Source organism: Sorangium sp. So ce117, from assembly GCF_051524395.1.
GTDB lineage: Bacteria > Myxococcota_A > Polyangia > Polyangiales > Polyangiaceae > Sorangium > Sorangium cellulosum_B.
Window position 1 is genome coordinate 4990684 of sequence record NZ_CP150309.1, and the last position, 23631, is coordinate 5014314.

Annotated in this window: 17 protein-coding genes; 14 read left to right on the forward strand and 3 right to left on the reverse strand. The window is 71.8% G+C overall.

Annotated features, from left to right (window positions below; translation table 11 throughout):
• Window positions 1-118 precede the first annotated feature (118 nt).
• Both WMF46_RS18585 and WMF46_RS18590 read left to right on the forward strand, forming a co-directional pair.
• Entirely contained in the window at window positions 119-1336 is a 1218-nt protein-coding gene (locus WMF46_RS18585; RefSeq protein ID WP_437986832.1) for an MFS transporter, read from the forward strand.
• 118 nt (window positions 1337-1454) lie between these two features.
• Window positions 1455-3242: a sigma 54-interacting transcriptional regulator gene (locus WMF46_RS18590; RefSeq protein WP_437986833.1), complete on the forward strand. Its 1788-nt coding sequence runs from the start codon at window positions 1455-1457 to the stop codon at window positions 3240-3242.
• A 41-nt stretch (window positions 3243-3283) separates the two neighbouring features.
• Here the strand turns inward: WMF46_RS18590 and WMF46_RS18595 are convergent, their stop codons facing one another.
• Window positions 3284-3574, reverse strand: coding sequence for a hypothetical protein (locus WMF46_RS18595; RefSeq protein ID WP_437986834.1), 291 nt, complete (start codon window positions 3572-3574; stop codon window positions 3284-3286).
• Between the two features lie 390 nt (window positions 3575-3964).
• On the opposite strand from WMF46_RS18595, the gene WMF46_RS18600 reads away from it, so the two are divergent.
• Window positions 3965-6811: an nSTAND1 domain-containing NTPase gene (locus WMF46_RS18600; protein ID WP_437986835.1), complete on the forward strand. Its 2847-nt coding sequence runs from the start codon at window positions 3965-3967 to the stop codon at window positions 6809-6811.
• 41 nt (window positions 6812-6852) lie between these two features.
• Here the strand turns inward: WMF46_RS18600 and pheT are convergent, their stop codons facing one another.
• Window positions 6853-9297 carry a phenylalanine--tRNA ligase subunit beta gene (gene pheT, locus WMF46_RS18605; protein ID WP_437986836.1) on the reverse strand — a complete coding sequence of 815 codons (2445 nt, stop codon included), beginning with the start codon at window positions 9295-9297 and terminating at the stop codon, window positions 6853-6855.
• Between the two features lie 33 nt (window positions 9298-9330).
• On the reverse strand, window positions 9331-10380 hold the full coding sequence (gene pheS / locus WMF46_RS18610) for a phenylalanine--tRNA ligase subunit alpha (protein WP_272098834.1): 1050 nt from the start codon (window positions 10378-10380) through the stop codon (window positions 9331-9333).
• Window positions 10381-11060: 680 nt separating this feature from the next.
• Here pheS and WMF46_RS18615 point away from each other — a divergent pair.
• The 11 genes from WMF46_RS18615 (at window position 11061) to WMF46_RS18665 (ending at window position 23586) form a co-directional block, all read left to right on the forward strand.
• Window positions 11061-12446 (forward strand): carbohydrate porin, encoded by a 1386-nt coding sequence (locus WMF46_RS18615; protein ID WP_437986837.1) that lies wholly within the window; start codon window positions 11061-11063, stop codon window positions 12444-12446.
• 76 nt (window positions 12447-12522) lie between these two features.
• The gene (locus WMF46_RS18620; RefSeq protein WP_437986838.1) at window positions 12523-13341 is read left to right on the forward strand and encodes a 5-deoxy-glucuronate isomerase; all 819 of its coding nucleotides are present in this window, start codon (window positions 12523-12525) and stop codon (window positions 13339-13341) included.
• A gap of 104 nt (window positions 13342-13445) precedes the next feature.
• Window positions 13446-14738 (forward strand): MFS transporter, encoded by a 1293-nt coding sequence (locus WMF46_RS18625; RefSeq protein ID WP_437987910.1) that lies wholly within the window; start codon window positions 13446-13448, stop codon window positions 14736-14738.
• A gap of 4 nt (window positions 14739-14742) precedes the next feature.
• Window positions 14743-15504 (forward strand): 2-dehydro-3-deoxy-D-gluconate 5-dehydrogenase KduD, encoded by a 762-nt coding sequence (gene kduD / locus WMF46_RS18630; protein WP_437986839.1) that lies wholly within the window; start codon window positions 14743-14745, stop codon window positions 15502-15504.
• A gap of 11 nt (window positions 15505-15515) precedes the next feature.
• Complete coding sequence (locus WMF46_RS18635) at window positions 15516-16604, forward strand: PfkB family carbohydrate kinase (protein ID WP_437986840.1); 1089 nt, start codon at window positions 15516-15518, stop codon at window positions 16602-16604.
• A 44-nt stretch (window positions 16605-16648) separates the two neighbouring features.
• Complete coding sequence (locus WMF46_RS18640; RefSeq protein WP_437986841.1) at window positions 16649-17347, forward strand: bifunctional 4-hydroxy-2-oxoglutarate aldolase/2-dehydro-3-deoxy-phosphogluconate aldolase; 699 nt, start codon at window positions 16649-16651, stop codon at window positions 17345-17347.
• A gap of 38 nt (window positions 17348-17385) precedes the next feature.
• The gene (locus WMF46_RS18645; protein ID WP_437986842.1) at window positions 17386-17703 is read left to right on the forward strand and encodes a cupin domain-containing protein; all 318 of its coding nucleotides are present in this window, start codon (window positions 17386-17388) and stop codon (window positions 17701-17703) included.
• Between the two features lie 98 nt (window positions 17704-17801).
• Window positions 17802-19466: a pectate lyase gene (locus tag WMF46_RS18650; RefSeq protein ID WP_437986843.1), complete on the forward strand. Its 1665-nt coding sequence runs from the start codon at window positions 17802-17804 to the stop codon at window positions 19464-19466.
• A gap of 141 nt (window positions 19467-19607) precedes the next feature.
• Window positions 19608-20789, forward strand: coding sequence for a vWA domain-containing protein (locus WMF46_RS18655; protein ID WP_437986844.1), 1182 nt, complete (start codon window positions 19608-19610; stop codon window positions 20787-20789).
• 276 nt (window positions 20790-21065) lie between these two features.
• Window positions 21066-22727, forward strand: coding sequence for a serine/threonine-protein kinase (locus WMF46_RS18660; protein WP_437986845.1), 1662 nt, complete (start codon window positions 21066-21068; stop codon window positions 22725-22727).
• 28 nt (window positions 22728-22755) lie between these two features.
• Entirely contained in the window at window positions 22756-23586 is an 831-nt protein-coding gene (locus WMF46_RS18665) for a hypothetical protein (protein WP_437986846.1), read from the forward strand.
• Window positions 23587-23631 lie beyond the last annotated feature (45 nt).

Genomic DNA, 23631 nt, shown 5'->3' on the forward strand with positions numbered 1-23631 from the left:
AGGTGGACCTCATGGAGGGACAACGGTGCGAGCGCGCAACGTGGCGTTGCGCCGGCAGCAACGCTTTTTCGTGCCGAGGCGGGGCGGGCGCGCCTGGAGTCGACTAGAGTCGACCCTCGTGTCCAAACGGCGCTCCGAATCGAGCATCATCTTCCTTGTCGCTGCGGTCCAGTTCATCAACATCCTCGACTTCGTGATGGTGATGCCGCTCGGGCCCGACTTCGCGGTCGCGCTGGGCATCCCGATGTCCAGCATCGGCTTCATCGGCGGCAGCTACACGGCGGCGGCCGCGGTCTCGGGCCTCGCGGGCGCGTTCTTCCTCGACCGCTTCGACCGGCGCAGCGCGCTCGCCGTGGCGATGCTCGGCCTCGTCGCCGGCACGGCGGCCGGGGGCTTCGCCACGGGGCTCCCGAGCCTCATGGCGGCGCGCGTGCTCGCCGGGGCGTTCGGCGGGCCCGCGACCTCGGTCGCGTTCTCGATCGTCGCCGACGTCATCCCGCCCGAGCGGCGCGGCAAGGCGATGGGCGTCGTGATGGGCTCGTTCTCGGTCGCCTCGGTGCTCGGCATCCCCGCCGGGCTGGAGCTCGCCCGCCGCGGCGGCTTTCCGCTGCCGTTCTTCGCGGTCGCGGCGCTCGGGCTGCTCGTCGCCGGGCTCGCGATCTTCCTCCTGCCGCCGATGCGAGATCACCTGACCGGAGCGCCGCCGTCGGGCAGCGCGCTCGGCGAGCTCGGCGCGCTCCTTGGCCGGCCGATCGTGCTGCTCTCGTACGCGACGACGGCGATCCTGACGGTGGCGTCGTTCCTGGTGATCCCCAACATCTCGGCTTACGTGCAGTACAACCTCGGGTATCCGCGCGAGCGGCTGGGGCTGCTCTACTTCGTGGGAGGCCTGGTGAGCTTCGCCGCGATGCGGGCCGTGGGACCCTTGGTGGACCGCTTCGGCGCGTTTCAGACGGGCTCGGTGGGGGCGGCGGTGCTCGCGAGCGTCCTTTACGCGGGGTTCGTCTCGTATACGCCGGGGCTGCCGGTGCTCGCCATCTTCATCGTCTTCATGCTGGGCATGACGTTCCGCAACGTCTCGTACAACACGCTGACGTCGAAGGTGCCGCGCCCCGCCGAGCGGGCGCGCTTCACCTCGATGCAGTCGGCCGTGCAGCACATGGCGTCCGCGATCGCGGCGTTCGCGGCGGCCAGGATGCTCCACGAGCTGCCGGACCACCGTCTTGAAGGCATGCCGGTCGTCGCGGGGCTGTCGATCGTGTTCACGGTGGCCCTGCCGCTGCTGTTCCTCGGGATCGAGCGGCGCGTCGCGCTCGCTGCCGCGCATCGCGCCTAGCCGCGTTGTTGAGCGACTCGCCATCTACGCTTGAGCCGCGGAAAGCGCTGTGGCTTGTCGCTGACCCGAGAGGCTCGCAGCTTGCGTGCGCGAGAGCTCCGAGGTTAGCCTCGGGCTCATGAGCGGCCCCGCGAGCTCGCCGTTGACGACTCAGACCTTCGAGCTGCAGGGGGCCCTGGACAGCCGGGGAATCTGCTCCTACCTCCTCGTCATCGGCGCTTCCTCGTCGTACCGGCGCGCCCTGCCGAGCGACGGTGAGCTCATCGTGGGGCGCAGCGACGAGGCCGACGTGCGGCTCGATACCGCCGCGGTCTCCCGGCGGCACGCCAAGCTCGCCGTCTCCGGCGGCGAGGTCAGGATCACCGATCTCGGCAGCCACAACGGGACGCTCGTCAACGGCGAGCGCATCGAAGGCGCGCGCGCGCTCGGCTCCGGCGACGTCGTCGCCCTCGGCGACACCACGCTGATCCTCCGGCGCGAGCCGCCGTCCAGGGGCACCACGCTGATCGACATGGGCCGGCTGCGCCGGCGCGTCGAGGAGGAGATCGAGCGCGCCGCCGACTCCGCGCGGCCGTTCGGGCTGGCGGTGGTGTCCCTCGGCGCCGTGCAGATGCGCACGGCGCTCGAGCAGCGGGCGCTCTCGGCGCTCCGGCTCGTGGACATCGTCGCCTGGGACGGAGCCTCTCACCTGGCCATCGGGTTCCCCGAGCTCGGCGGAGAGGCGGCGCGCGGCGCGGTGCTCCACCTGCTCGAGGCGATCGCGCCGCTGGCCCCCGAGGCGCGCGGCGGGCTGGCCTCGTATCCGTTCGACGGCGGCGACACCGAGACGCTCCTCGCGGGCGCGCGGACCGCCGCGTCGATCGCCGCTCCGGGGGCGATCGCCGCCGCCTCGGAGACCGCCGTCCGGCACGTCATCGGCGAGCGCACGATCGTGGTCGCCGATTCGGCCATGATCCGGCTGTTCGAGCTGATCCGGCGCCTCGCGGCGAGCGATCTGCCCGTCCTCGTCCTCGGAGAGACCGGGGCCGGCAAGGAGAACGCCGCCGCCGCCGTGCACCACTGGTCCGCGCGGGCCCAGAAGCCGCTCATCACGCTCAACTGCGCGGCCCTCCCCGAGACGCTCGTGGAGAGCGAGCTCTTCGGGTACGAGAAGGGCGCGTTTTCCGAGGCGCGGGCGCCCAAGCCCGGCCTGCTGGAGCGGGCGCACGGCGGCACCGTCTTCCTCGACGAGATCGGCGAGCTGCCCCTCGGCGTGCAGGCCAAGCTGCTCCGCGCGCTCGAGGCGAAGCGGATCACGGGCCTCGGCGACGTGCGCGAGCGCGAGGTGGACATCCGCATCGTCGCCGCCACGAACCGCGATCTGGAGGCCGAGGTCCGCGCCGGCCGCTTCCGGCAAGACCTGCTCTTCCGCCTGAGCGCCGCCGTCGTCGAGCTGCCCCCGCTCCGGGACAGGCCGCGTGAGCTGCCGATCCTGGCCCGCCTGTTCCTCGCCGAGGCGTGCGCCCGGGCCGGGCGGCCCGCGCTCGACCTCTCGGAGGCCGCGCTCTTCGCGCACCCGTTCCCCGGCAACGTGCGCGAGCTCAAGAACGCCATGGAGTACGCCGTCGCGACGGCGGACGGCCCGGTGATCGAGCCCTGGTGTCTGCCCGAGCGCATTGCCGGGCTCGAAGCCCCGCCGCGGCCCGCGGCGGACCCGTCGGCGCCGCCCGCCGCGGCGCCCTTCCGCTTCAAGCCCATCGCCGAGGAGATCCGGGACATCGAGCGCACGCGCATGTGTCAGGCGCTCGACGCCGCGGACGGGGTCCAGAAGCGGGCGGCGGCGCTCCTCGGGATGCCTGTCCGCACCTTCACCTTCAAGCTCAAGCAATATGGCATCTCGGCGCGGGAGGGGAAGCGGAGCGCGTGAGGGGCGGGCTCCGCTCGCCCGGAGGCTCTCCGGCCGCTTCGTCATGCGGGAGGGCGCCCCGGAGTGGAAGCCCAGTCCGCCGGGACCCAGCAGTAATCACCGCTGGTGTTCTCCATCCAGTAGCAGCCGGTCCCCTCGAACGAGGCACAGGCTTCCGAGGGCCCGTTGCCCCCGCCGCATCTCGGATCGTGGTCCTCCTCCTGCTCGACGACGGGCGCCCTGCCCGAGCCGAGCTCGGGGCCGCCGGCGGCTCGTGGGTCGAAACAGGCCGGAGCGACCGAGAGGGCGATGAATCCAACAAAGGGGCGCGAGAAGACAGAAAGTGAGCTCATGAGTTCAGATCCTTCCGTGCAGCCCTGGTGATCGGTTGCCCGCCCGCGCGGTGTCGATCACTGGCCTGACGAAGGTCGCGGCGACTCCCGGGATCAGAACACGAACCGAGCGGACACCCACGCAGCGTCAAGCGACGCGGCGGGCCGGAGCTCGAGTTTCACGCCGCCGCGGTCCTCCGTGCGGTACGATTGAGGCCCGTTCATGAGGAGCAGGACCGCGCCCGTGATCGCGGTCGCTCCGCCGGCGATGAGCGGACGCCCGGCGGCCACGAGGAGGTCGCTGTACAGGGGGGCCGGAGCCGCCGCGCGCAAAGGCTGTGCTGGTGAACTCGGACACGGCTATGCTTCCAAGGCGGTGCGGCACCCCACGACGACAAGAAGCGTCCTGCGATGAGCGGCAGTTCGCCGGAGGACGCGGGCTACGCAAACACGGCGATCGCCGGCGCAGCGCTCCCGACCCCCGCGATGCGGGCCGAGGCCGACCGCGTGGTCACGGGCGCCCGCGAGGCGCAGCGCGACGAGGAGCCCGAGACGCTCGACCCGCCGCCCTCGTTGCTGGCGCAGGCCAGGCCGGCGCCTGCGGCAGGCACCCGCATCGGCCATTACGAGCTCCTGCGCGAGCTCGGCCGGGGCGGCATGGGCCTGGTCTTCCTGGCCCGCGACACCCGCCTCGCTCGCCTCGTCGCAATCAAGCTCCTCAACATGCTGAGCAGCGCCGGGGTCCAGCGCTTCCTGGTCGAAGCGCAGGCCACCGCGCGCTGCAAGCACGAGCACATCGTGACGATCCACGAGGTGAACGAGCACGACGGATTCCCGTACATGGTGCTCGAGTACATCGAGGGGCAGAGCCTCCGCGCCTGGATGAATCGGCGCAGGCCCGTGGACGCGGAAGAGGAGGTGTCGACGGCTCCGGTGCCGCCCGGCCTGGCGGTCGACATGGTGGTCCCCGTCGTGCGCGCGCTCGCGAGCGCGCACGCGTCCGGCATCGTCCACCGCGACCTCAAGCCGGAGAACATCATGCTGGAGGCGTCCGGGGCGATCAAGGTGGTCGATTTCGGCATCGCCAAGCTGCGCGAGGACGAGGCGGTCCTCTCGGCCGGTCGCGCCGTCGCCGGGGACGCGGGCTTGACCCGCGACGGCGGGATCATCGGCACGCTTGCGTATATGTCCCCCGAGCAGTGGAGAGGAATCGACATCGATCCCTCGAGCGATGTCTGGGCCGTCGGCATCATTCTCCACGAGCTCGTGATGGGCGCGCACCCGCTCGCGCCGTGCGGCAAGATGGATCTCCTCGCGGTGCCGATCCTCGACGAGCCGATGCCCACGGTGGGCGGGCGCCATCCGGAGGCCGGCGCGCTCGGCGCGATCATCGATCGCTGCCTCTGCAAGCGGAAGTCCGACCGATTCTCCTCCGCGCAGGAGCTCTTGACCGAGCTCTTGCCCCTGCTCCCGGGGCGCCGGGAGATCCTCCTCGGCAGCGACGAGAGCCCGTTCGCCGGCCTGTCGTCGTTCCAGGAGGCCGACGCCGACCGCTTCTTCGGCCGCGCGCAGGACCTCGCGGGCGCGGTGGCGCGCCTCCGGAGCCAGCCGCTGCTCACGATCGCGGGGGCGTCGGGGGTGGGGAAGTCGTCGCTCGTCAGGGCAGGGGTGATCCCGGCGCTCAAGCGCTCTGGCGAGGGCTGGGAGGCGCTCGTCGTGCGGCCCGGGCGCGAGCCGATGGCGGTGCTGGCGGACCTGTTCGACCACCCCGCCGTGACCCTCAACACCGACCTGAAGGCGCTCTCCCCGCAGGGCGGCGCGGCGATGCGCGGGGCGCTCGTCGAGCGGCTGCGCGCCGAGCCCGGCCTGCTCGGCGCCGCGCTGCGCGGGGGGGCGGGCCGCGCGCAGAAGCGCCTCGTCCTGTTCGTCGATCAGTTCGAGGAGCTCTTCACGCTCGGCGCCCCGGCCGGCGAGCGCGCGGCGTTCCTCGCGTGCCTCGAAGGGATCGCCGACGATGCTTCCTCGCCGCTCCGCGTCGTCCTGTCCGTCCGGTCGGATTTCCTCGAGCGGATGGCCGAGCACGAGCAGTTCATGGCGGCGATGATCCGTGGCCTCGTGTTCCTGCGGCCGATGGGGCGCGAGGGGCTGCGCGAGGCCTTGATGAGGCCGATCGAGGCGGCGCGGCACGAGATCGAGGACACGGCGATGATCGAGGGCATCCTCGACGCGCTGGCGACGACGCGCGGCGCGCTGCCGCTCCTGCAGTTCACGGCGGCCCGGCTGTGGGAGATGCGCGCTCGGGAGCGCAAGCTGCTCACGCGGGCGAGCTACGAGGCGCTCGGGGGCGTGGCGGGCGCGCTGGCGAGCCACGCCGACACGGTGCTGGCCGGGATGAGCGAGCGCCGGGCGAAGCTCGCGCGGGCGGTGCTGGAGCGCCTTGTGACGCCGGAGCGGACGCGGGCCGTGGCCAGCCTGGGTGAGCTCTGCGAGCTGCCCGGGGAGCGGGGCGAGATCGAGCGGGTGGTGGAGCTGCTCGCCGACGCTCGGCTCCTGGCGATCGAGACGGCGAGCGACCGCGCGGGGAGCACGGTGGAGATCGTGCATGAGTCGCTCATCGAGCGGTGGCCGACGCTGCGGCGCTGGCTGGACGAGAACCAGGAAGACGCCGCGTTCCTGGACCGGCTGCGCGCGGCGGCGAGGCTCTGGGACGCGAGCGGCCGCGCCGCGGACACGCTCTGGCGCGGCAAGGTCGCCGAGGAGGCGCGCGGCTTTCGCGAGCGCTACCGGGGCGCGCTGCCGGAGCGGGAGAGGCTCTATCTGGAGGAGGTGCTCCGGTTCGCCGACCAGCAGCAACGCGGGAGGCGGCGCCTCGTGTCCGGGATCATCGCGGCGCTCTCGCTGCTGGTGGTCGCGGCGGGGGCGGGGATCGTGAAGCTGACCCGCCAGAACACGGTGATCACGGAGCAGCTCGAGGAGATCCGGAGAACGGAGGACACGCTCAAGAAGGCGCTGGCGAGCGAGGAGGCGCAGCGGAGCGCGGCGGAGCGGGCGCAGCAGGAGAGCGAGGCGCAGAGGAGGCGGGCCGAGCGGATGCAGCGCGAGGCGGAGGAGGCCCGCGAGCGCGCGGAGGCCGAGGCCGGGCGGGCCCGCGTGGCGGCGGGCGAGGCGAGGACGGCGCCGGACACGGCGCAGCGGCCCGAGGCCGACGCGCGCCGCGCCCAGGTCAAGGCCACCCAGGAGGAGCAGAAGGCGAGGTAAGCGGCCGAGGCGGCGCTGCGGAGCAAGCGCGCCGCCGGCCCTCAGCGCTGCTGCGCCCCGAACCGCGCCTTCGCCGCGTCCACCGCGGCCTTCGTCCACTTGTCGACCTCGTCGTCCGTCAGCGTCCGCTCGGCCGACCGGAACCACAGCGCGAACCCCAGCGAGTGCGTCCCCGGCGGGAGCTCTTCGCCGCGGTACCGGTCGAACATCTCGACCTTCTCGCAGCGCTCCCCCGCGGTGGTCCGCAGCACCTCGAGCACATCTCCCGCCGGCACGTCGAGCGGCAAGAGGAGCGCCACGTCGTGCCGCATCGCCGGGAACCGGCTCGGCTTCGCGGCCACCGGCGCCTTGTACGCCGCAGCCACCGCCGCGAGGTCCAGCTCCGCCACGACGGCCCCGCTCGTGATCTCCAGCGCCTCGCGCACGTCCGGGTGCAGCTCCGCCACGTACCCGACCTCGCGGCCGTCGAGCAGGACGCGGGCGCCCTTCTTCGGGTGCGCCCACGGCGGCGGCTCGCCCGAGAGGTCGAACGCCGGCGTCACGCTGCCCGCGAGCTCCGCGATCACCGCCTCGACCGCGCCCTTGCCGTCGTAGAAATCGACGTCCTCGGGCCGCGTCAGGTAGCTGTCGCGCGGCCCCGCGAGGAAGATCGTGAGCCGCGTCGGCTCGTTCACCGGCGGCCGCTCGACCCGCGCCAGCTGGCCCGCGCCGCCCGCCTCGCCCTGCCACGGCAGGAACACCTGGCTCACCTCGAACAGCCGCACCCGCGGCACGTTGTACCGCTGCGAGCGCTGCACCACCGTGAGCAGCCCAGGGACCAGCGACGGCCGCATCACCGACTTCTCCTCGGAGAGCGGGTTGAGCAGCCGCAGGAGCGACCCGTCGTCGTAGCGCGCCGCCTTCAGCTCCTGGGGCGACAGGAACGAGTACGTCACCGCCTCGTGCAGCCCGATCCCCGTGCAGATCTGCCGCACCCTGCGCCGCAGCCGGTAATCGCCGCGGGCGCCCGCCGGCGCGGCCCCGACGCGCGGCAGCCGGCTCGGGATCTGGTCGTAGCCGGCGATGCGCGCGACCTCCTCGATGAGGTCGATCTCCTCCGCGATGTCGGGCCGGTGCTCCGGCACCTCGACGAGGAGCCGGTCCGCCTTCTGCTCCAGCACCGAGAGCCCCAGCGTCTCCAGGATCTCGCGCGCCCGTGCCGGCGCCTCGGCCCCGATGATCCGCTGGTACCGCGGGAGCCGCAGCGTCAGGCGGCGCGGCGCGCGCGGCGCCACGTACGCGTCGATCGGCTCGCCCGCCGCCTCGCCGCCGGCGAGCTCGCAGATGAGCGCGCTACCGCGGTCGCGCGACAGGGGGACCCCCGAGATGTCCACCTCCCGCTCGAAGCGGTGCGACGCCTCGGTGTGGAAGCCGTACCGGCGCGCCGACCTGCGGATCCCGCGCGGCTCGAAGTACGCCGACTCCAGGAACACCCGCCGCGTCGTCGCGGTGACGCCGCTGTCCGCGCCGCCGATGACGCCCGCCAGGGCCACCACGCGGTCCGCGTCGGCGATCACCAGATCGTCCTCGTCGAGGGACAGCTTCTGCCCGTCGAGCGCGACGAACGCCTCGCCCGCCTTGGCCCTCCGGATCTCGATCGGGAGCCGCAGCGTATCGAGATCGAAGGCGTGGAGCGGCTGCCCCCGCTCGAGCATCACAAGGTTGGTCGCATCGACGATGTTGGTGATCGGCCGGACGCCGAGGCGGCCGAGCCGCACCCGCGCCCAGAGCGGCGAGGGGCCCACGCCGATGCCCTCGATCACCTGCCCGTCATACCGGGGGCAGCGGTCCCCGTCGCGCACCTCCACGGCCGCGGGCGCTCCGGCGCCGTTCGCGCCGTTCGCTCGAGCCGCGGCGACGGCGGGCGGGTGGAACGGTAGGCCGAGCACCGCGGCCACGTCCCGCGCCACGCCCAGGTGCCCCAGCGCGTCGGGCCGGTTCGGGGTGACGCTCAGCTCGATGATCCAGTCCTCGAGGCGGGGCTCCCAGTCGAGCAGCGATTGCCCCGGACGCGCGCCCTCCACGGTCAGGAGACCCTCGTGGCTCGACCCGAGCCCGAGCTCGTCCTCGGCGCAGAGCATGCCGGGCGACGTGAAGCCGGCGACCGCCTTCTCGGTCAGCGTCACGAGCGCGCCGGTGCGGTCGAGCACCTGCGCCCCCACGGGCGCATAACAGACGAGCGCCGGAGCCGCCGGGATGACCGGCGCGCCGCACGCGACCTCTACCTCTCGATCACCCGCGTCCACGCGGACCACCGTCAGGCCCTTCTTGCCCGCCGGGTGTGGCCGCGTCGCGACGACGCTCGCGAGGACCACGGAGCGCAGCGCGGCGCCGACGTGCGTCACGCGGTCGACCTCGAGCCCGCCGCGGCCGAGCGCCGAGGTCACCGCGTCGACGCCGGGATCGGCGCCGAGGATCTCTTGAAGCCACTTGTAGGATATCAACATGGGGAATCGGGCCTGCGGGCGAGGGGCAGTGGCCTAGAGGCTTCCGAGGAAGCGGACGTCGTTCTCGTAGAAGGCGCGGATATCGTCGACGGCGAACTTCATGTTGGCCGTGCGATCCACGCCGATGCCGAACGCCAGCCCCGTGTATTCCTCCGGGTCGATCCCGACGTTCCGGAGCACCGTCGGGTGGACCATGCCGCACCCGAGCACCTCCAGCCAGCCCGTCCCCTTGCACTGCGGGCAGGCGCGGTTCTCGCCGAAACAGACGAGGCAGGACACGTCGAGCTCCGCGCTGGGCTCGGTGAAGGGGAAGTAGCTCGGCCGGAAGCGCGTCCTCGTGGCCTCGCCGAACATCCGGCGGCTGTAGACCTCGAGCAGGCCCTTCAGATCGGCGAGCGACACGTCGCGGTCGACCACGAGCCCCTCGATCTGCACGAACATGGGGCTGTGGCTCGCGTCGTCGTCGCGGCGGTACACGACCCCGGGCGCGACGATCATCACCGGCGGAGGGTGGGAGAGCATCTCGCGCACCTGGACCGGGCTCGTGTGCGTCCGGAGGAGCACGTTCTGACCAGGATCGCCGGCCATGTAGAACGTGTCGTGCATGTCCATGGCGGGGTGATCCGCCGGGAACCCGAGGAGATCGAAGTTGTAGCGCGCGAGCTCGATCTGCGGCCCTTCGGCCACGTCGAACCCGAGCCCGACGAAGATATCGACGATCTCGTCGAGGGTCCGCATGATCGGGTGCGACCGCCCGGGCGCGCGCCAGCGGCCGGGCAGGGTGATATCGAGGGGCGGCGCGGAGAGCTCGCGATCGCGCGCAGCGCGCTTGATCCTCGCCGTCGCCTCCTCGCGGGCGCGCTCCACGCGGCCCTTGACGGCGTTGAGGCGCTGGCCGAGCGCCTTGCGCTCCTCGGGCGCCGCGCCGGGCAGCTGCTTCATCAGCGCATTGAGCGACCCGCGGCGCCCGAGCAGGCTGGCATACAGGCGGTTCAGCTCATCGAGATCGCCGGCAGCGGCGAACTGGACGTCCACCGTGCGATCGACCTCGTCGATGAGGCGGCCGAGTTCGGGACCACTCATTGCCGCCCCCTTACCGCGAAGGCCATGGCAACGCAAGACGTTGACCTCCCGCGCCGCCCCGGCCCCTTGGTCTGGCCACCCGCGGGATCCGGAGGCTCGACGACCCCGCTGCGGCGGGGGGCGCCCCGCGCGAGGAGCCGCCATCGCCGCGCGGGCTCCTCGCGGGAGGTGCGCGTCAACCGCCGGTATCGGTCACGTCAACCGTGTCAACCCGAGGTTTACGGGCTCTCCACGGCGGCTGCCCATCTGAATCGCGATTCGCACTCTGGCGGCGGCGAGGACGCCTGAAACGTGGCGCTGTGACCGAGCCGAACGTCCCTGGCCCATCGCTTGCTTTGTGCCGTGATGAACGTTGACGGACGCGGGCGAGCGCGCCTGAGCGCGAGCGCTGCGAGCATTCCAATCGATGAGCGAGCCACGCCAAGCGTGCTCGTCGGGCTCCTTTCGCCCTGACGACAACCCGCTGCTTGCGCTGCTGCCGCTCCAACACACCACCCGATCGGCGCACCTTGAATCCCATCCTCCATCTCTCTTGCGACCCCGCGCACGACGCCCGCCGCGCTCCGCGGCGCGGCGCAGTCTCCGCCCTCCTCGGCGCGGCGATCTGGGTGTCTCCAGCGGTCGTGAACGGGCAGCCGACTCCGACTCCGACTCCGGCGCCCGAAGCGCCTCCAGCGGTCGTGAACGGGCAGCCGCAGCCCCCTCCGACCCCCACTCCGGCGCCGGTGCCGGAGAGCGGCTTCTTCTTCGGCGGCGTCGGCCGCGTCGTCGCGGCAACGGACGCCGAGATGGGGCCGGGGCGAGACGCCGATATCGTCTGGCGAGGCTCGCGCCTCGACGAGTCCACGTTCATCCAGATGGACCTGGAGCGGCAGGATCACTGGGAGTCCACCGGCGCCACCACGCGCGTCGCCGTCCGCCTGGTCGTGGACGCCCCCGTCCTCCACTACAACAACGCGCGGCCGTGGAACATCAACATGTCGGTGCGCAACGCGTTCGTCGAGGAGCGAGACCTCGGCGTCAAGGGCCTGTCCGTGTGGGTCGGCTCGCGCCTGTACCGCGGTGACAACGCCGAGCTGCTCGATTTCTGGCCGCTCGACTGGCTGAACACCCTGGGCGGGGGCGTCCGCTACGACCTGCCCTCGAAGCGCACGTACTTCGCGGCGCACGCAGGCGTCAACCGGCCGCTCTCGCCGTATTACCTCCAGACGGTGGAGCGCCCGCCGGCGCTCAACCAGCCTGGCGCGGCGAACGTCAACCTCCTCGATCGCCAGCGGCTCATCTCCAGCGTCAAGGCGAGCCACACCGTCCCTGTCGGGGAGAAGAGCGGCGTCAAGGGCGTCCTGTATGGCGAGCTGCACCAGCTGCCATCGGGCACGCGCGAGACGGCGGAGGCCGGCGTCGTCGAGCGCCTGCCGCGCGACGCCGGCTACGTCGTCGGCGCGCAGATCAGCCCGTTCACCGGCGTGAACAACGGACACCTGCACCTGTTCCTCCGCTACGCGGGCGGCCTCGCGGCCTACGGCGAGTTCGGCGCTCCCACCCAGCCCGCGCCGGACGGCACCGCGACCGGCGCGCACGAGCTCCTCTTCACCTTGAGCGGCAACTACGAGACAGGGCCGCTCGGCCTGATGGCCGCGGGATACGTGCGCTCCTTCCGCAACGCCAGCGAGCCGTTCGATCTCGCCGATCTGGACGAGGGCATCCTGCTCGTGCGGCCGCACCTCTACCTGCGCGACTGGGGAGGCGTCGCCGTCGAGGCCTCGTACCAGGCGCAGCGGCGGGGGAGGGTCCCGCCGCCGGCCGACCCCGCGGCGGCGGGCGCGCACCCGGCGGCGAGCCACCACAGCGCGAGCCTCGTGCGCCTCGGGCTCGTGCCGTTCCTGAACGTGGCAGGCAAGGGTGATTTCAAGCGCCCTCAATTCCGGTTCATCTGGCTCGTGACCCGGCGCGACGACGGCGCGAAGGCGCTCTATCCGCAGGACGACGTCTTCAGCCAGCGCACGTGGGAGCATTTCATCGGCCTGAACGTCGAGTGGAACATCAAGGCCAGCCCGGCGTTCTGACGCAGCCGCGGGGCTCGGGGGATTCACCGCGTCCATTCGTAAATTCCGTTAACGAAGCAAGGGAAGGGTTTTGTCCATGAAGCCAGTGAACCCTGGTCAGGTCGTGGTCCGCGGGACGGCGTCGCACAGGGGGCGAAAGCTCTCCGTGACGCCGGCTGACAGCCCGATGAAGCGCCTCCATTACGGTCGGATCCTGCTCGACGGGACCACGCCGGAGGCGCGGTTCGAGACCTCCGGACGCGAGGTAGGGCTCCTCTGCATGGCCGGCGAGTGCGGCGTCAAGGTGAACGGCGGGGAGGTGATCGCGCTCGGGCAATACGATGCCCTCTACGTGCCTCGCGGCTCGGCCGTCGAGGTGCGCACGAGCTCGGTGGTCGATCTCGTCGAGTGCGGGGCCGAGGTGGAGGGGGACTATCCCCTCCAGGTCGTCCGCTACAAGGACGTCGAGCGGAACTCGTCGCTCAAGTTCAAAGCGGGCGGCGACGCCACGACGCGCGAGCTCAGCATCCTGCTCGGCAAGAACGTGCAGGCCGGCCGCATCGTCGCGGGCTTCACGCGCTCGGCGCCGGGGCACTGGACCAGCTGGCCCCCGCACGAGCACACCGACCTGCTCGAGGAGATGTACGTCTATTTCGATATGCCGCCGCCGGCGTTCGGCGTGCAGCTCGTCTACACGGCTCCCGAGGCGCCCGAGGTCGTCACGGTGGTGCGGGACGGCGACGCCGTGCTGATGCCGGCGGGGTATCACCCGAACGTCGCGGCGCCGGGGCACTCCATCAACTTCGTCTGGCTCATGGCCGCGCACCGCGAGCGCGAAGATCGGGTGTTCGGGGTGGTCAACGTCCAGCCGGAGTTTGCCCAGCGCGGCTCCGGGCTCGAGGCGAGCCTCAAGTAGGCAATGGGGGAGTCGGCCAGCGCCAGGCGGGTCGGACTCAGGAGGATAGCTTCATGGTGATGAATACGGAGCCCACGACGGCCATCGCCGACGCGCCCGCGGAGGTGCCGCGCGTCGCGGGCGCCGGCGACGCGTCGCTCTCGGCCGGCATCGGGCGTTATCGGTGGGTGATCTGCGCCCTCTTGTTCACGGCCGCGACGATCAACTACGTCGACCGGCAGGTCCTCGGCGTCCTCAAGACGACGCTGCAGAAGGAGCTCGGCTACAACGACATCGATTACGGCAACATCGTCACGTCGTTCCAGGCCGCTTACGCCATCGGGATGCTGACGATGGGCCGCCTCATGGATCGCATCGGGACGCGGCGCGGGTTCTCGTTCGCCGTCGGGTTCTGGAGCCTCGCGGCGGCGGCGCACGCGCTCGTCGGCAGCGCCGGGGGGCTCTCCGCGGCGCGGTTCGCCCTCGGCATCGGCGAGGCCGGCATGTTCCCGGGCGCCCTCAAGACGATCGCGGAGTGGTTCCCGAAGAAGGAGCGCGCGCTCGCGACCGGCCTGTTCAACTCGGGCACGAACATCGGCGCGATCGTGTGCCCCCTCGTGGTCCCGTGGATCGCGGTGTCCTGGGGGTGGCGCGCGGCCTTCGCGCTGACCGGCGCGATCGGGGCGCTCTGGATCGTCGCCTGGATGATCCTGTATCGCCCCCTCGCGGAGAACCCGCGCGTCACGCCGCAGGAGCGCGCCTACATCACGAGCGAGCCGTCGCCGGCGCCAGGCAAGATCGGCTGGCTCAGCCTGATCCCGCACCGCCAGACGTGGGCGTTCGCGCTCGGCAAGTTCATGACCGATCCGTTCTGGTGGCTTTACCTGTTCTGGGTCCCCGACTTCCTGAACCGCAAGCATGGTTTGAACCTCCTCCAGATCGGCCCGCCGCTCGTCACGATCTACCTGCTCTCCGACGTGGGCAGCATCGCCGGCGGCTGGTTCTCCTCGATGCTGATGCGCCGCGGCTGGACGGCGAACGCGGCGCGCAAGACCGCGATGCTCGCCTGCGCGCTCGGCGTGGCGCCCGTCTTCCTCGCGACGCGCACCGACTCGCTGTGGGTCGCCGTGCTGCTCCTGGGCCTCGCCACCGCCGCGCACCAGGGCTTCTCGGCGAACCTGTTCACGCTCACCACGGACATGTTCCCGTCGCAGGCCGTGGGGTCGGCCGTCGGGTTCGGAGGCATGGCCGGGGCCATCGGCGGGATGCTCATCGCGCAGATCGCGGGCCGCGTCCTCCAGCTCACCGGGAGCTATTCAACGCTGTTCATCATGGCGGCGTCTGCCTACGTGCTCGCGCTCGCCATCATTCACGCGCTCGTGCCGCGGCTCGAACCCGCGCGGCTCAAGCAGGGATAGGACAATGACGAACGATCCGTTTCGTTTGGACGGCAAGGTCGCGCTCGTGACGGGCTCGGCCACGGGGATCGGCGCCGCGATCGCGACGGCGCTCGCGGCGGCGGGCGCGGACATCGCCTGTCACGGCAAGGGCGAGCCGGGCGAGGCCACCATGGCGGCGGTGCGGAAGCTCGGGCGTCGCGCCACCGGCATGGCCGCGGATCTCGCGGATCGCGCCTCGCATGCGGAGCTCGTCCGGAGGACGAAGGCCGAGCTCGGACGCATCGACATCCTCGTGAACAACGCAGGTCTCATCCGGAGGTCGCCGGCCGTCGAGTACTCCGAGGACGACTGGGACCTTTTGATCGAGGTCAACCTGACGTCCGCGTTCCGCCTGTCGCAGCTCGCCGGGAAGCAGATGCTCGAGCAAGGCTCGGGCAGGATCGTCAACATCGCGTCGCTGCTCTCCTTCCAGGGCGGGATCCTGGTCCCGGCCTACGCGGCGTCCAAGGGTGGGATCGCGCAGCTGACCAAGGCGCTCGCGAACGAGTGGGCCGGGAGGGGCGTCAACGTGAACGCGGTCGCCCCGGGCTACATCACGACGGACAACACGGCGGCGCTGAGGGCCGACGAGGCGCGCAGCCGGCAGATCCTCGATCGCATCCCGGCGGGGCGCTGGGGGGAGCCGAGCGACATCGCGGGAGCGGCGCTGTTCCTGTGCTCGGAGGCGAGCAGGTACGTCCACGGCCACGTGCTGGTCGTCGACGGCGGGTGGATGAGCCGTTGAGGAGCGTGAAGATGAAGATCCGAAATGCAAAGGGCTGTGCGTGGGACCAGGTGAGCCTCGGGGAGGTGATGCTGCGCCTCGACCCGGGAGAGCGGCGGATCCACACCGCGCGGGCGTTCGACATCGGGGAGGGCGGGGGAGAGTACAACGTAGCGCGGGGGCTCCGGCGCTGCTTCGGGCTCCGGACAGCCATCGTCACGGCGCTCGCGGACAACCCGGTCGGGCGGTTGATCGAGGACCTGATGCTCCAGGGCGGGGTCGACACCTCCCACGTGCGCTGGGTCGATTACGACGGTGTGGGCCGCGAGGCGCGCAATGGCCTCAACTTCACCGAGCGCGGCTTCGGGCCGCGCGCCGCCGTCGGGTGCTCGGATCGCGGCCACAGCGCGGCCTCCAGGCTGAAGGCCGGCGATCTCCCGTGGAAGGCCGTCTTCGGGGAGCGCGGCGCCCGCTGGTTCCACACGGGCGGCATCTTCTGCGCGCTCTCGGAGAGCACGGCCGGCGTGGCGCGTGAGGCCATGGAGGCCGCGCGCGAGCACGATGTGCGGATCTCCTACGATCTCAACTACCGGCCCTCGCTCTGGAAGAACTTCGGCGGCCAGGCGAGGGCGCGCGAGGTCAACCGCGCCCTGATGCCTTACGTCGACTGCCTGTTCGGCAACGAGGAGGACTTCGTCGCGGCGCTCGGCTTCGAGGTGCCGGGCGTCGATGAGGGTTATCGCCAGCTCGACACGACGGGGTTCCGCCGGATGATCTCGGAGGTCGTCGCGACGTACCCCAACATCTCGGTCGTGGCCACGAGCCTCAGGACGGCCAGGAGCGCGAGCGTCAACGGCTGGGGCGGCATCCTGTACTGCAAGGGCGAGTTCTACGAGGTCGCCCAGCGGGACATCGAGATCCTCGACCGCGTCGGAGGGGGCGACTCGTTCGCCTCGGGGATCATCTACGGGCTCCTCTCCGAGCAGAGCCCGGAGTGGGCGCTCCAGTGCGGCGTCGCGCACGGGGCGCTCGCGATGTCGACGCCGGGCGACACGTCGATGGCGTCGCTCGCCGAGGTGCGGCGGGCGATGAGCGGGGCCAGCGCGAGGATCGATCGATGAGGCAAGCGATGAATCACGCGATGAATCATGCGATGAATCACGCGATGGACCGAGAGCACGTCGTCCGCCGCATCGAGGAGATCGGCGTCGTCCCCGTGGTGCGCGCGTCGAGCGGCGCGCTCGCGGTGCGCGCCGGTCGCGCGCTGTGCGCCGGAGGGATCGATGTCCTCGAGATCACGATGACGGTCCCGGACGCCCTCGCCGTCATGCACGAGATCACCTCGCGGATGGGGAGCAACGTCCTCGTGGGCGCGGGCACGGTGCTCACCGCGGACGCAGCCCGCGGGTGCATCGAGGCGGGCGCGCAGTTCATCGTGAGCCCGGGGCTCAACCTCGAGGTCATCCGCGCGGCGCGCGAGCTCGGGAAGGCGGTCTTCCCCGGGGCGCTCACCCCGACCGAGGTGATCGCCGCGTGGAGCGCCGGCGCCGACGCGGTGAAGGTGTTCCCGTGCTCGGCGATGGGCGGCGCGAAGTACCTGCGCGCGCTGCGGGGGCCGCTCCCGCACGTGAAGATGCTGCCGACCGGCGGGGTCAACCTCGCCACCGCGCGCGAGTTCATCGAGGCAGGCGCCGTGGCGCTCGGGGTCGGCGGCGAGCTCGTCGACGCCTCGGCGCTCGAGGCCGGCTGCGACGAGGTCCTCACGGAGCGAGCGCGGGAGTTCCTGGCTGTTGTCCGGTCCGCGCGGGCCGGGATGGAGAAGCGCGCTGAGCGGAGCGGCCGCGAGGCGCCGGAGGAAGCATGAGTCATCTGAAGAGAAGCGATGTTCCGAGCCTGGCTCGCGTGTCCGGCGATGCGGTGGAGTTCTTCACGCCCGAGCCGGGGCTGAAGCGCCGGGTGCTCGCCCACAACCCCAACATGATGCTCGTCGAGCACCACATGGAGGTCGGCTGGGCCGGGGCGCGCCACAGCCACCCTCACGATCAGCTGGTCTATATCATCTCCGGACACCTCAAGTTCTCGTGTGGAGACGAGGAGTTCGAGGCGTGGTCCGGGGACAGCTTCGTGGTCCGCGGGGGCGTCGAGCACCAGGCCTGGGCGTTCGAGCCGTCCGTCGTGCTCGATGTGTTCACCCCCGCGCGCGAAGAGTACATGCCCTGAGCGCGGGAATCCGATCAGCCTCTCCAGTCCACCAACATCCCATGTCTTTTCGACGGGCCCTGCGACCGACGCAGCGGCCCCGTGCGATCGAGGAGCCTATGAAACGCAGAACGTTCGCGATGTCGATCCTCTTACCCTTCGCGCTGGCCGCCTGCGGGGGGGACAGCGAGCCGGGCCCTGGGCCCGGGCCGGAAGTGCCGTCCGAGATGGTCCCGTACGTCGACGCGATGAAGCGCGCGGCCACCTTCATGAGCGAGGAGGTCGCGTACAAGGGCGGTTACGTGTGGAGCTATCTCTCGGATCTCTCGAGGAGCTGGGGTGAGATGGAGGCGAAGCGCACCATGCTGTGGGTGCAGCCGCCGGGCACGCCGTCGATGGGGCACCTCTACCTGGACGCCTACCACGCCACCGGCGACGAGCTCTATTACAAGGCTGCCGAGCAGGTCACGCTCGCCCTGATCGAGGCCCAGCACGAGGCCGGCGGCTGGAACTACATCTATGACTTCGCGGGCGAGGAGTCGCTCAAGGACTGGTACGACACCATCGGCAAGAACGGCTGGCGGCTCGAGGAGTTCCAGCATTACTACGGCAACGCGACGTTCGACGACGCGGGCACCGCCGTGGCCTCGCAGCTCCTCCTGCGCATGTACCTCGAGAAGAAGGACGAGCGGTTCCGCGAGCCCCTTTACAAGGCGATCGGCTTCGTCACCGAGAGCCAGTACGAGGGGGGCGGCTGGCCGCAGCGCTTCCCGCTGATGGGCAAGGGCGGCGAGCCCGACTACACGAGCCACATCACCTTCAACGACGACGTGGCCGGAGAGAACATCAAGTTCCTGATCATGTGCCACCTCGCGCTGGGCGAGTCGCAGCTGCTCGGGAACATCGAGCGCGCCATGGACAACTTCGTCGCGTTGCAGCAGCCCGCGCCGCAGCCCGCGTGGGGCCTTCAGTTCACGCAGGACGGTGAGCCGGCCGGGGCGCGCACCTACGAGCCGGAGGCGCTGACCACACACACGACGGCCAACAACATCCAGCAGCTCCTCAACTTCTACAACATGACCGGGGACGAGAAGTTCATCGCCCGCGTGCCCGAGGCGCTGGACTGGCTGGACAAGGTCAAGCTGCCGCCGGAGCTCGTGGAGATCTTCCCCGACCGAACGCACCCCACGTACATCGAGATCGGGACCGACATTCCGCTCTACGTCCACCGGCGCGGCTCGAACGTCGTCAACGGCGAGTATTACTTCGACAAGGACCCCGCGAAGCCCATCGGCCACTACGGGCAGGCGCGCAAGCTCGACGTGGACGCCATGCGCTCCCGCTACGAGGAGCTCGCGGCGATGTCGCCCGAGGCGCTGACGGCGGACTCGCCCCTCGAGATCACAGGGCCGGTGGCGCTGCCGCGGTACTTCTCGCTGCGCGAGGTGAAGCTCGAGGACCTGTACGCCGGCGCCACGATGACGACCGCGCCGGTGACCGCGGAGGACGCGCAGAAGCTCGTCGGCGAGCTCAACGGAGAGGGCTACTGGCCGACCAAGATCACGATGATCACGAACCCTTACAAAGGTCCTGGCGCCGCCGAGCCGTTCGTGGAGGACACCTACGCCACCACGCACGTCGGCGATCGCAACGATACCTCTCCGTACGACCCGACGAAGGCGCCAGCGACGTACGCCGCCGAGGAGTCGCCAACGGGCATCTCCGTGGAGTCGTTCATCAAGAACATGGGCGTGCTGATCTCCCACGTTGCGCCCGTGCAGTGAGCGCCCCCGAGCCTCCGCACGCTGGCACCTCGTGTGCTTTGGAGATGGAGACGGAGAGCCGAGGCCTGGGACCACGCGCGATCCAGGTGGCTTGATGGCGGCGGCGCGGTGCCGGCGCGCGGTGGTGCAAGGAGTCGATGCATGAAATTGCTTAGAGTTGTCACGGCGGTGCTGAGCGTGGCTGCGGTCGGGCTCGGGTGCGGCAGCAGCCCGAGCGAAGGGGGAGAACGTGAAGGGGCGAGCTCCGGCGGCAGCTACGGCTCCGGCTCCGGCGAGGGGGGCTCGCTGGACATCGGCGGCGGGATCGGGTCCGGATCGAGCGGCGCGGGCGGTGCCAGCCCCGCGGGCGGAGGCGGAGCGTGCGCCACCCAGACGGCGGCTGCATCCCTCCAGCCCGTGTACCTGGCGTTCGCGTTCGACGTTTCGGGCAGCATGGGCAAGGGCGACAAGGACTGGCACGACAAGGCCCTGAAGTGGGATCCTGTGGTCGCTGCGACCAAGCAGTTCTTCTCGGATCCCGGCTCCGAAGGGCTGACGGCCTCGCTCTCGTTCTTTCCCGCCGACGACGACAAGTGTTCGTCCGAGATCTACGCGACGCCGGACGTGCCGCTGACGCCGCTCCCCTCGGCGGCCTTCACCGAGGCGATCGACGCGATCGAGCCGGCGAGCTCGGACGACTGGCGCGGCGGCACGCCGACCGCGTGGGTGATGCGGGGCACGAGCGCGTTCATCGAGGCGCAGCGGCAGCAGAACCCCGGGAAATACGCGATCGTGCTCGTGACGGACGGCTACCCGCAGGGCTGCGACGAGGCCTCCGACACGATCGATGCCGTCGTGGCCGACGCCCAGGCGGCGCTGGCGGAGGGCGTCCCGACCTACGTCATCGGCGTCGAGAACCCGCAGATCAAGGGCGCGCCGGACACCCTCGACGACCTGCACAAGATCGCCGCGGCCGGCGGCACCGAGGGCGCCGTGCTCATCGACACGGGCGATCCCTCGCAGACAACCGCCGCTTTCAAGGCGGCGGTCGACCGGATCCGCGGCGCCTCGGTCTCGTGCACGATGGCGATCCCGCTCCCGCCGGGAGGGAGCACCTTCGACAAGGAGAAGGTCCGCGTGCTCTACACGAGCGGATCGAGCGCGACCACGGAGCTCGTGTACGACCAGAGCTGCGCGACCGAGGGGGCCTGGCGCTACGACGAGCCCGCGAGTCCGACGCAGATCGTGCTGTGTGTCGACGCGTGCGCCACGGTCCAGGCGGACATGGTGGCCAAGCTGAGCGTCGATTTCACCTGCGAGAGCGTGATCGAGGTTCCCCTGTAGCAGGAGGACGCCGCGCCCCTGCCGCGCGGCGCCGCGCGCTCGGAGCGCTCGAGCCGACGGCGCGCGCGCCAGCCCGATCGATGTCAACCGTGAGTTGACACTGTGGACACACGCAGTTGCATCTCCATCGGTCCCACCTCGGCAGGGGCGGTCAGACACCCATCTGCCGCGTCGAGCGCCCTCGCCGCTGCCCGGCGTCATTGGCCGCCTGACGCGAGCGCGGCGCGCAGGTTACCGTCCGGCAACGCTGCCGAGATGTTGTAGAACAGAGCCACCATGGCACCTGCTCAGGAGCGCGAGCGGCGGACCCTCGATCGGTACACGCTCCATGGCGTGATCGCCTCCGGGGGCATGGCGTCCGTCCATTTCGGGCGGCTCGTGGGCGCCCATGGCTTTGCCCGCACGGTCGCGATCAAGCGCCTGCACCCGCAGTTCGCCAGGGACCCCGAGTTCTCGTCGATGCTCCTCGACGAGGCGCGGCTCGCGGTGCGCATCCGCCACCCGAACGTCGTCACCACGCTCGACAGCGTGCAGGCCGACGACGAGCTCTTCGTGGTCATGGAGTACATCGCGGGGGAATCGCTCTCGAGCCTGCTGCGCGAGGCCGGCCGGCGAGGGGCCAAGGTGCCGCAGCCGATCGGCTCGGCCATCATCGCCGGCGCCCTCGCGGGCCTGCACGCGGCGCACGAGGCGACCGACGAGGAGGGCGCCGCGCTCGAGATCGTCCACCGCGACGTGTCGCCGCAGAACATCCTCGTCGGCGAGGACGGCATCCCGCGCGTGCTCGATTTCGGCATCGCGCGGGCGGCGGTGCGGAGCCAGGTGAGCCGCGTCGGGCAGCTCAAGGGCAAGCTCAGCTACATGGCGCCGGAGCAGCTGCGCGGAGCCCCGCTGAGCCGCCGCGCCGACATCTACGCCGCTTCCGTGGTCCTCTGGGAGGTGCTCACCGGACGGCGGCTGTTCACGGGGGAGTGCGACGCGGAGATCTTCGGGCGGATCCTCGAGGGCGTCGTCCAGCCGCCGAGCGTCTACGGCGACGTGCCGAAGGCGCTCGACGAGGTGGTGCTCCGCGGCCTCGACAGGGATCCCTCCCGGCGTTACGCGACCGCGCTGGAGATGGCGGCCGCGCTGGAGGAGGCGCTGCCGCCGGCGAGCCCGCGGGCGGTCGGGGCGTGGGTCGAGGCGACGGCGGGGACGCTCCTCGAGGCGCGGGCGAAGAGCCTCGCCGCGATCGAGACGTCGCAGCGGAGCGCGGCCCCGGCGTCGCCGCCGCCGAGGCCCGCCGCCGTGGACGACGCGCCGCCGCGGGACGTCGAGGCGCGCATCGCGCAGCCGTCTGGCGGCCGCGGGCGCGCGCTGCGGACCTCGGTGACGGTCCCGACGATGACGAGGACGGTCGAGGACATGGCGCGGCCCGTGGCGTCGGCGCTCGCGACGCCGGTCGCCGCGGCGGCGCCGCCGCGGCTGGCGAGCGCGCAGCTCGTCCGCGCCTCCACGCTCGCGCTCGGGGCCAGCGCGCTTGTGCTCGCCGTGGCCCTCGGCCGGAGCTGTAGCGTGCGGCCAGCGCCCGATGCGCCGCAGGCCGAGCGCGCCGGAGCCGGCGAGCCCTCGCGGTCCGTCGCCTCGCCGCCATCGGTGGCGACGCCTGCCGCGAGCGAGGGGACGCCGGAGGTGTCTGCGGAGGCGAAAGCGGCCTTGTCGACGGCGTCCGCGGCGGCGCCTGAGGCACCGGCGGCCTCGCCGGAGCAGGCCGCGCCGGGGGCCTCCGCGAGCGCCGCCGTGGCGCCGGAGCCGGCCGCGCGCGCGGCCGCGCCGGATCGCGCCGCGGGCGTGCGCGCCGCTTCCCCCGCGCGCAGCGCGCGGCCGCGATCGCGCTGCGTGCCTCCGTACTATCTGGACGCCAACGGCATCCGGCGGATCAAGCGAGAGTGCCTGTGAACGACGGAAGCGTGTAGCCTGCGCTGCGATGAAAGGGCGCCTCCTCGCCGCCTTCGCCGCGGCTGCCACGCTCCTTGCGGGCCCACGCGCCCGCGCTCAGGGCGTGGGAGAGACGTGCGCGGCCTCGTACGAGCAGGCGCAGCAGCTCCTCCGCGACAGGGCGCTGCTGCGCGCCCGCGCCGAGCTCCGCGTCTGCGTGAGCGCGTGCCCGGCGACCCTCGCCCGAGACTGCCAGAGCTGGAGCGAGCAGGTCGAGCGCGACATGCCCAGCGTCGCGCTGTCGGCCACGTCCGCGGACGGCCGCGCGCCGGGCCGGGTCCGGGTGCTCCTCGACGGCGCGCCGCTGGTCGACGCGCTCCCGAAGGACCCGATCGAGCTCGATCCCGGGCGCCATACGCTGACCTTCGAGGACGCGGCGGGGACGCGGGTCGTCACCGTGGTCACGCTGCCGCCGGGCGACAAGGCGCTGCCGATCGCGGTGCGGTTCCCGGCGCCGGCGCCGGCCCCGTCGCGCCCCGCGGCCGGCGCCGACGCGCCGCCGGTGCGGCAGCGCTGGCCGCTCGTGCTCGTCGGCGTCGGCGCGGCGGGGCTCGGCGTGGGCGCGTTCCTCGGCGTGAAGGGGCACCTCGATCGGAGCGAGCTCCGATCGAGGTGCGCGCCCGGATGCCCGGCGGAGGACGTCGAGGCGATCGATCTCACGTGGAAGGCCGGCGCCATCTCCGCGGGCGTGGGGTTCCTCGCGGCCGGTCTGGGCGCGGTGCTCTACTTCCAGCTCGATCCCGTCGCGCCCGCCGCGCCGATCGCGAGCTTCTCGTTCTCGCCGGGCGGCCCCGGGCTCTCGCTCCGCGGCGCGTTCTGAGCGCCGCGCGGCGCGTCCCGAGCGCCGCGCCGCGCCGCGCGCCCC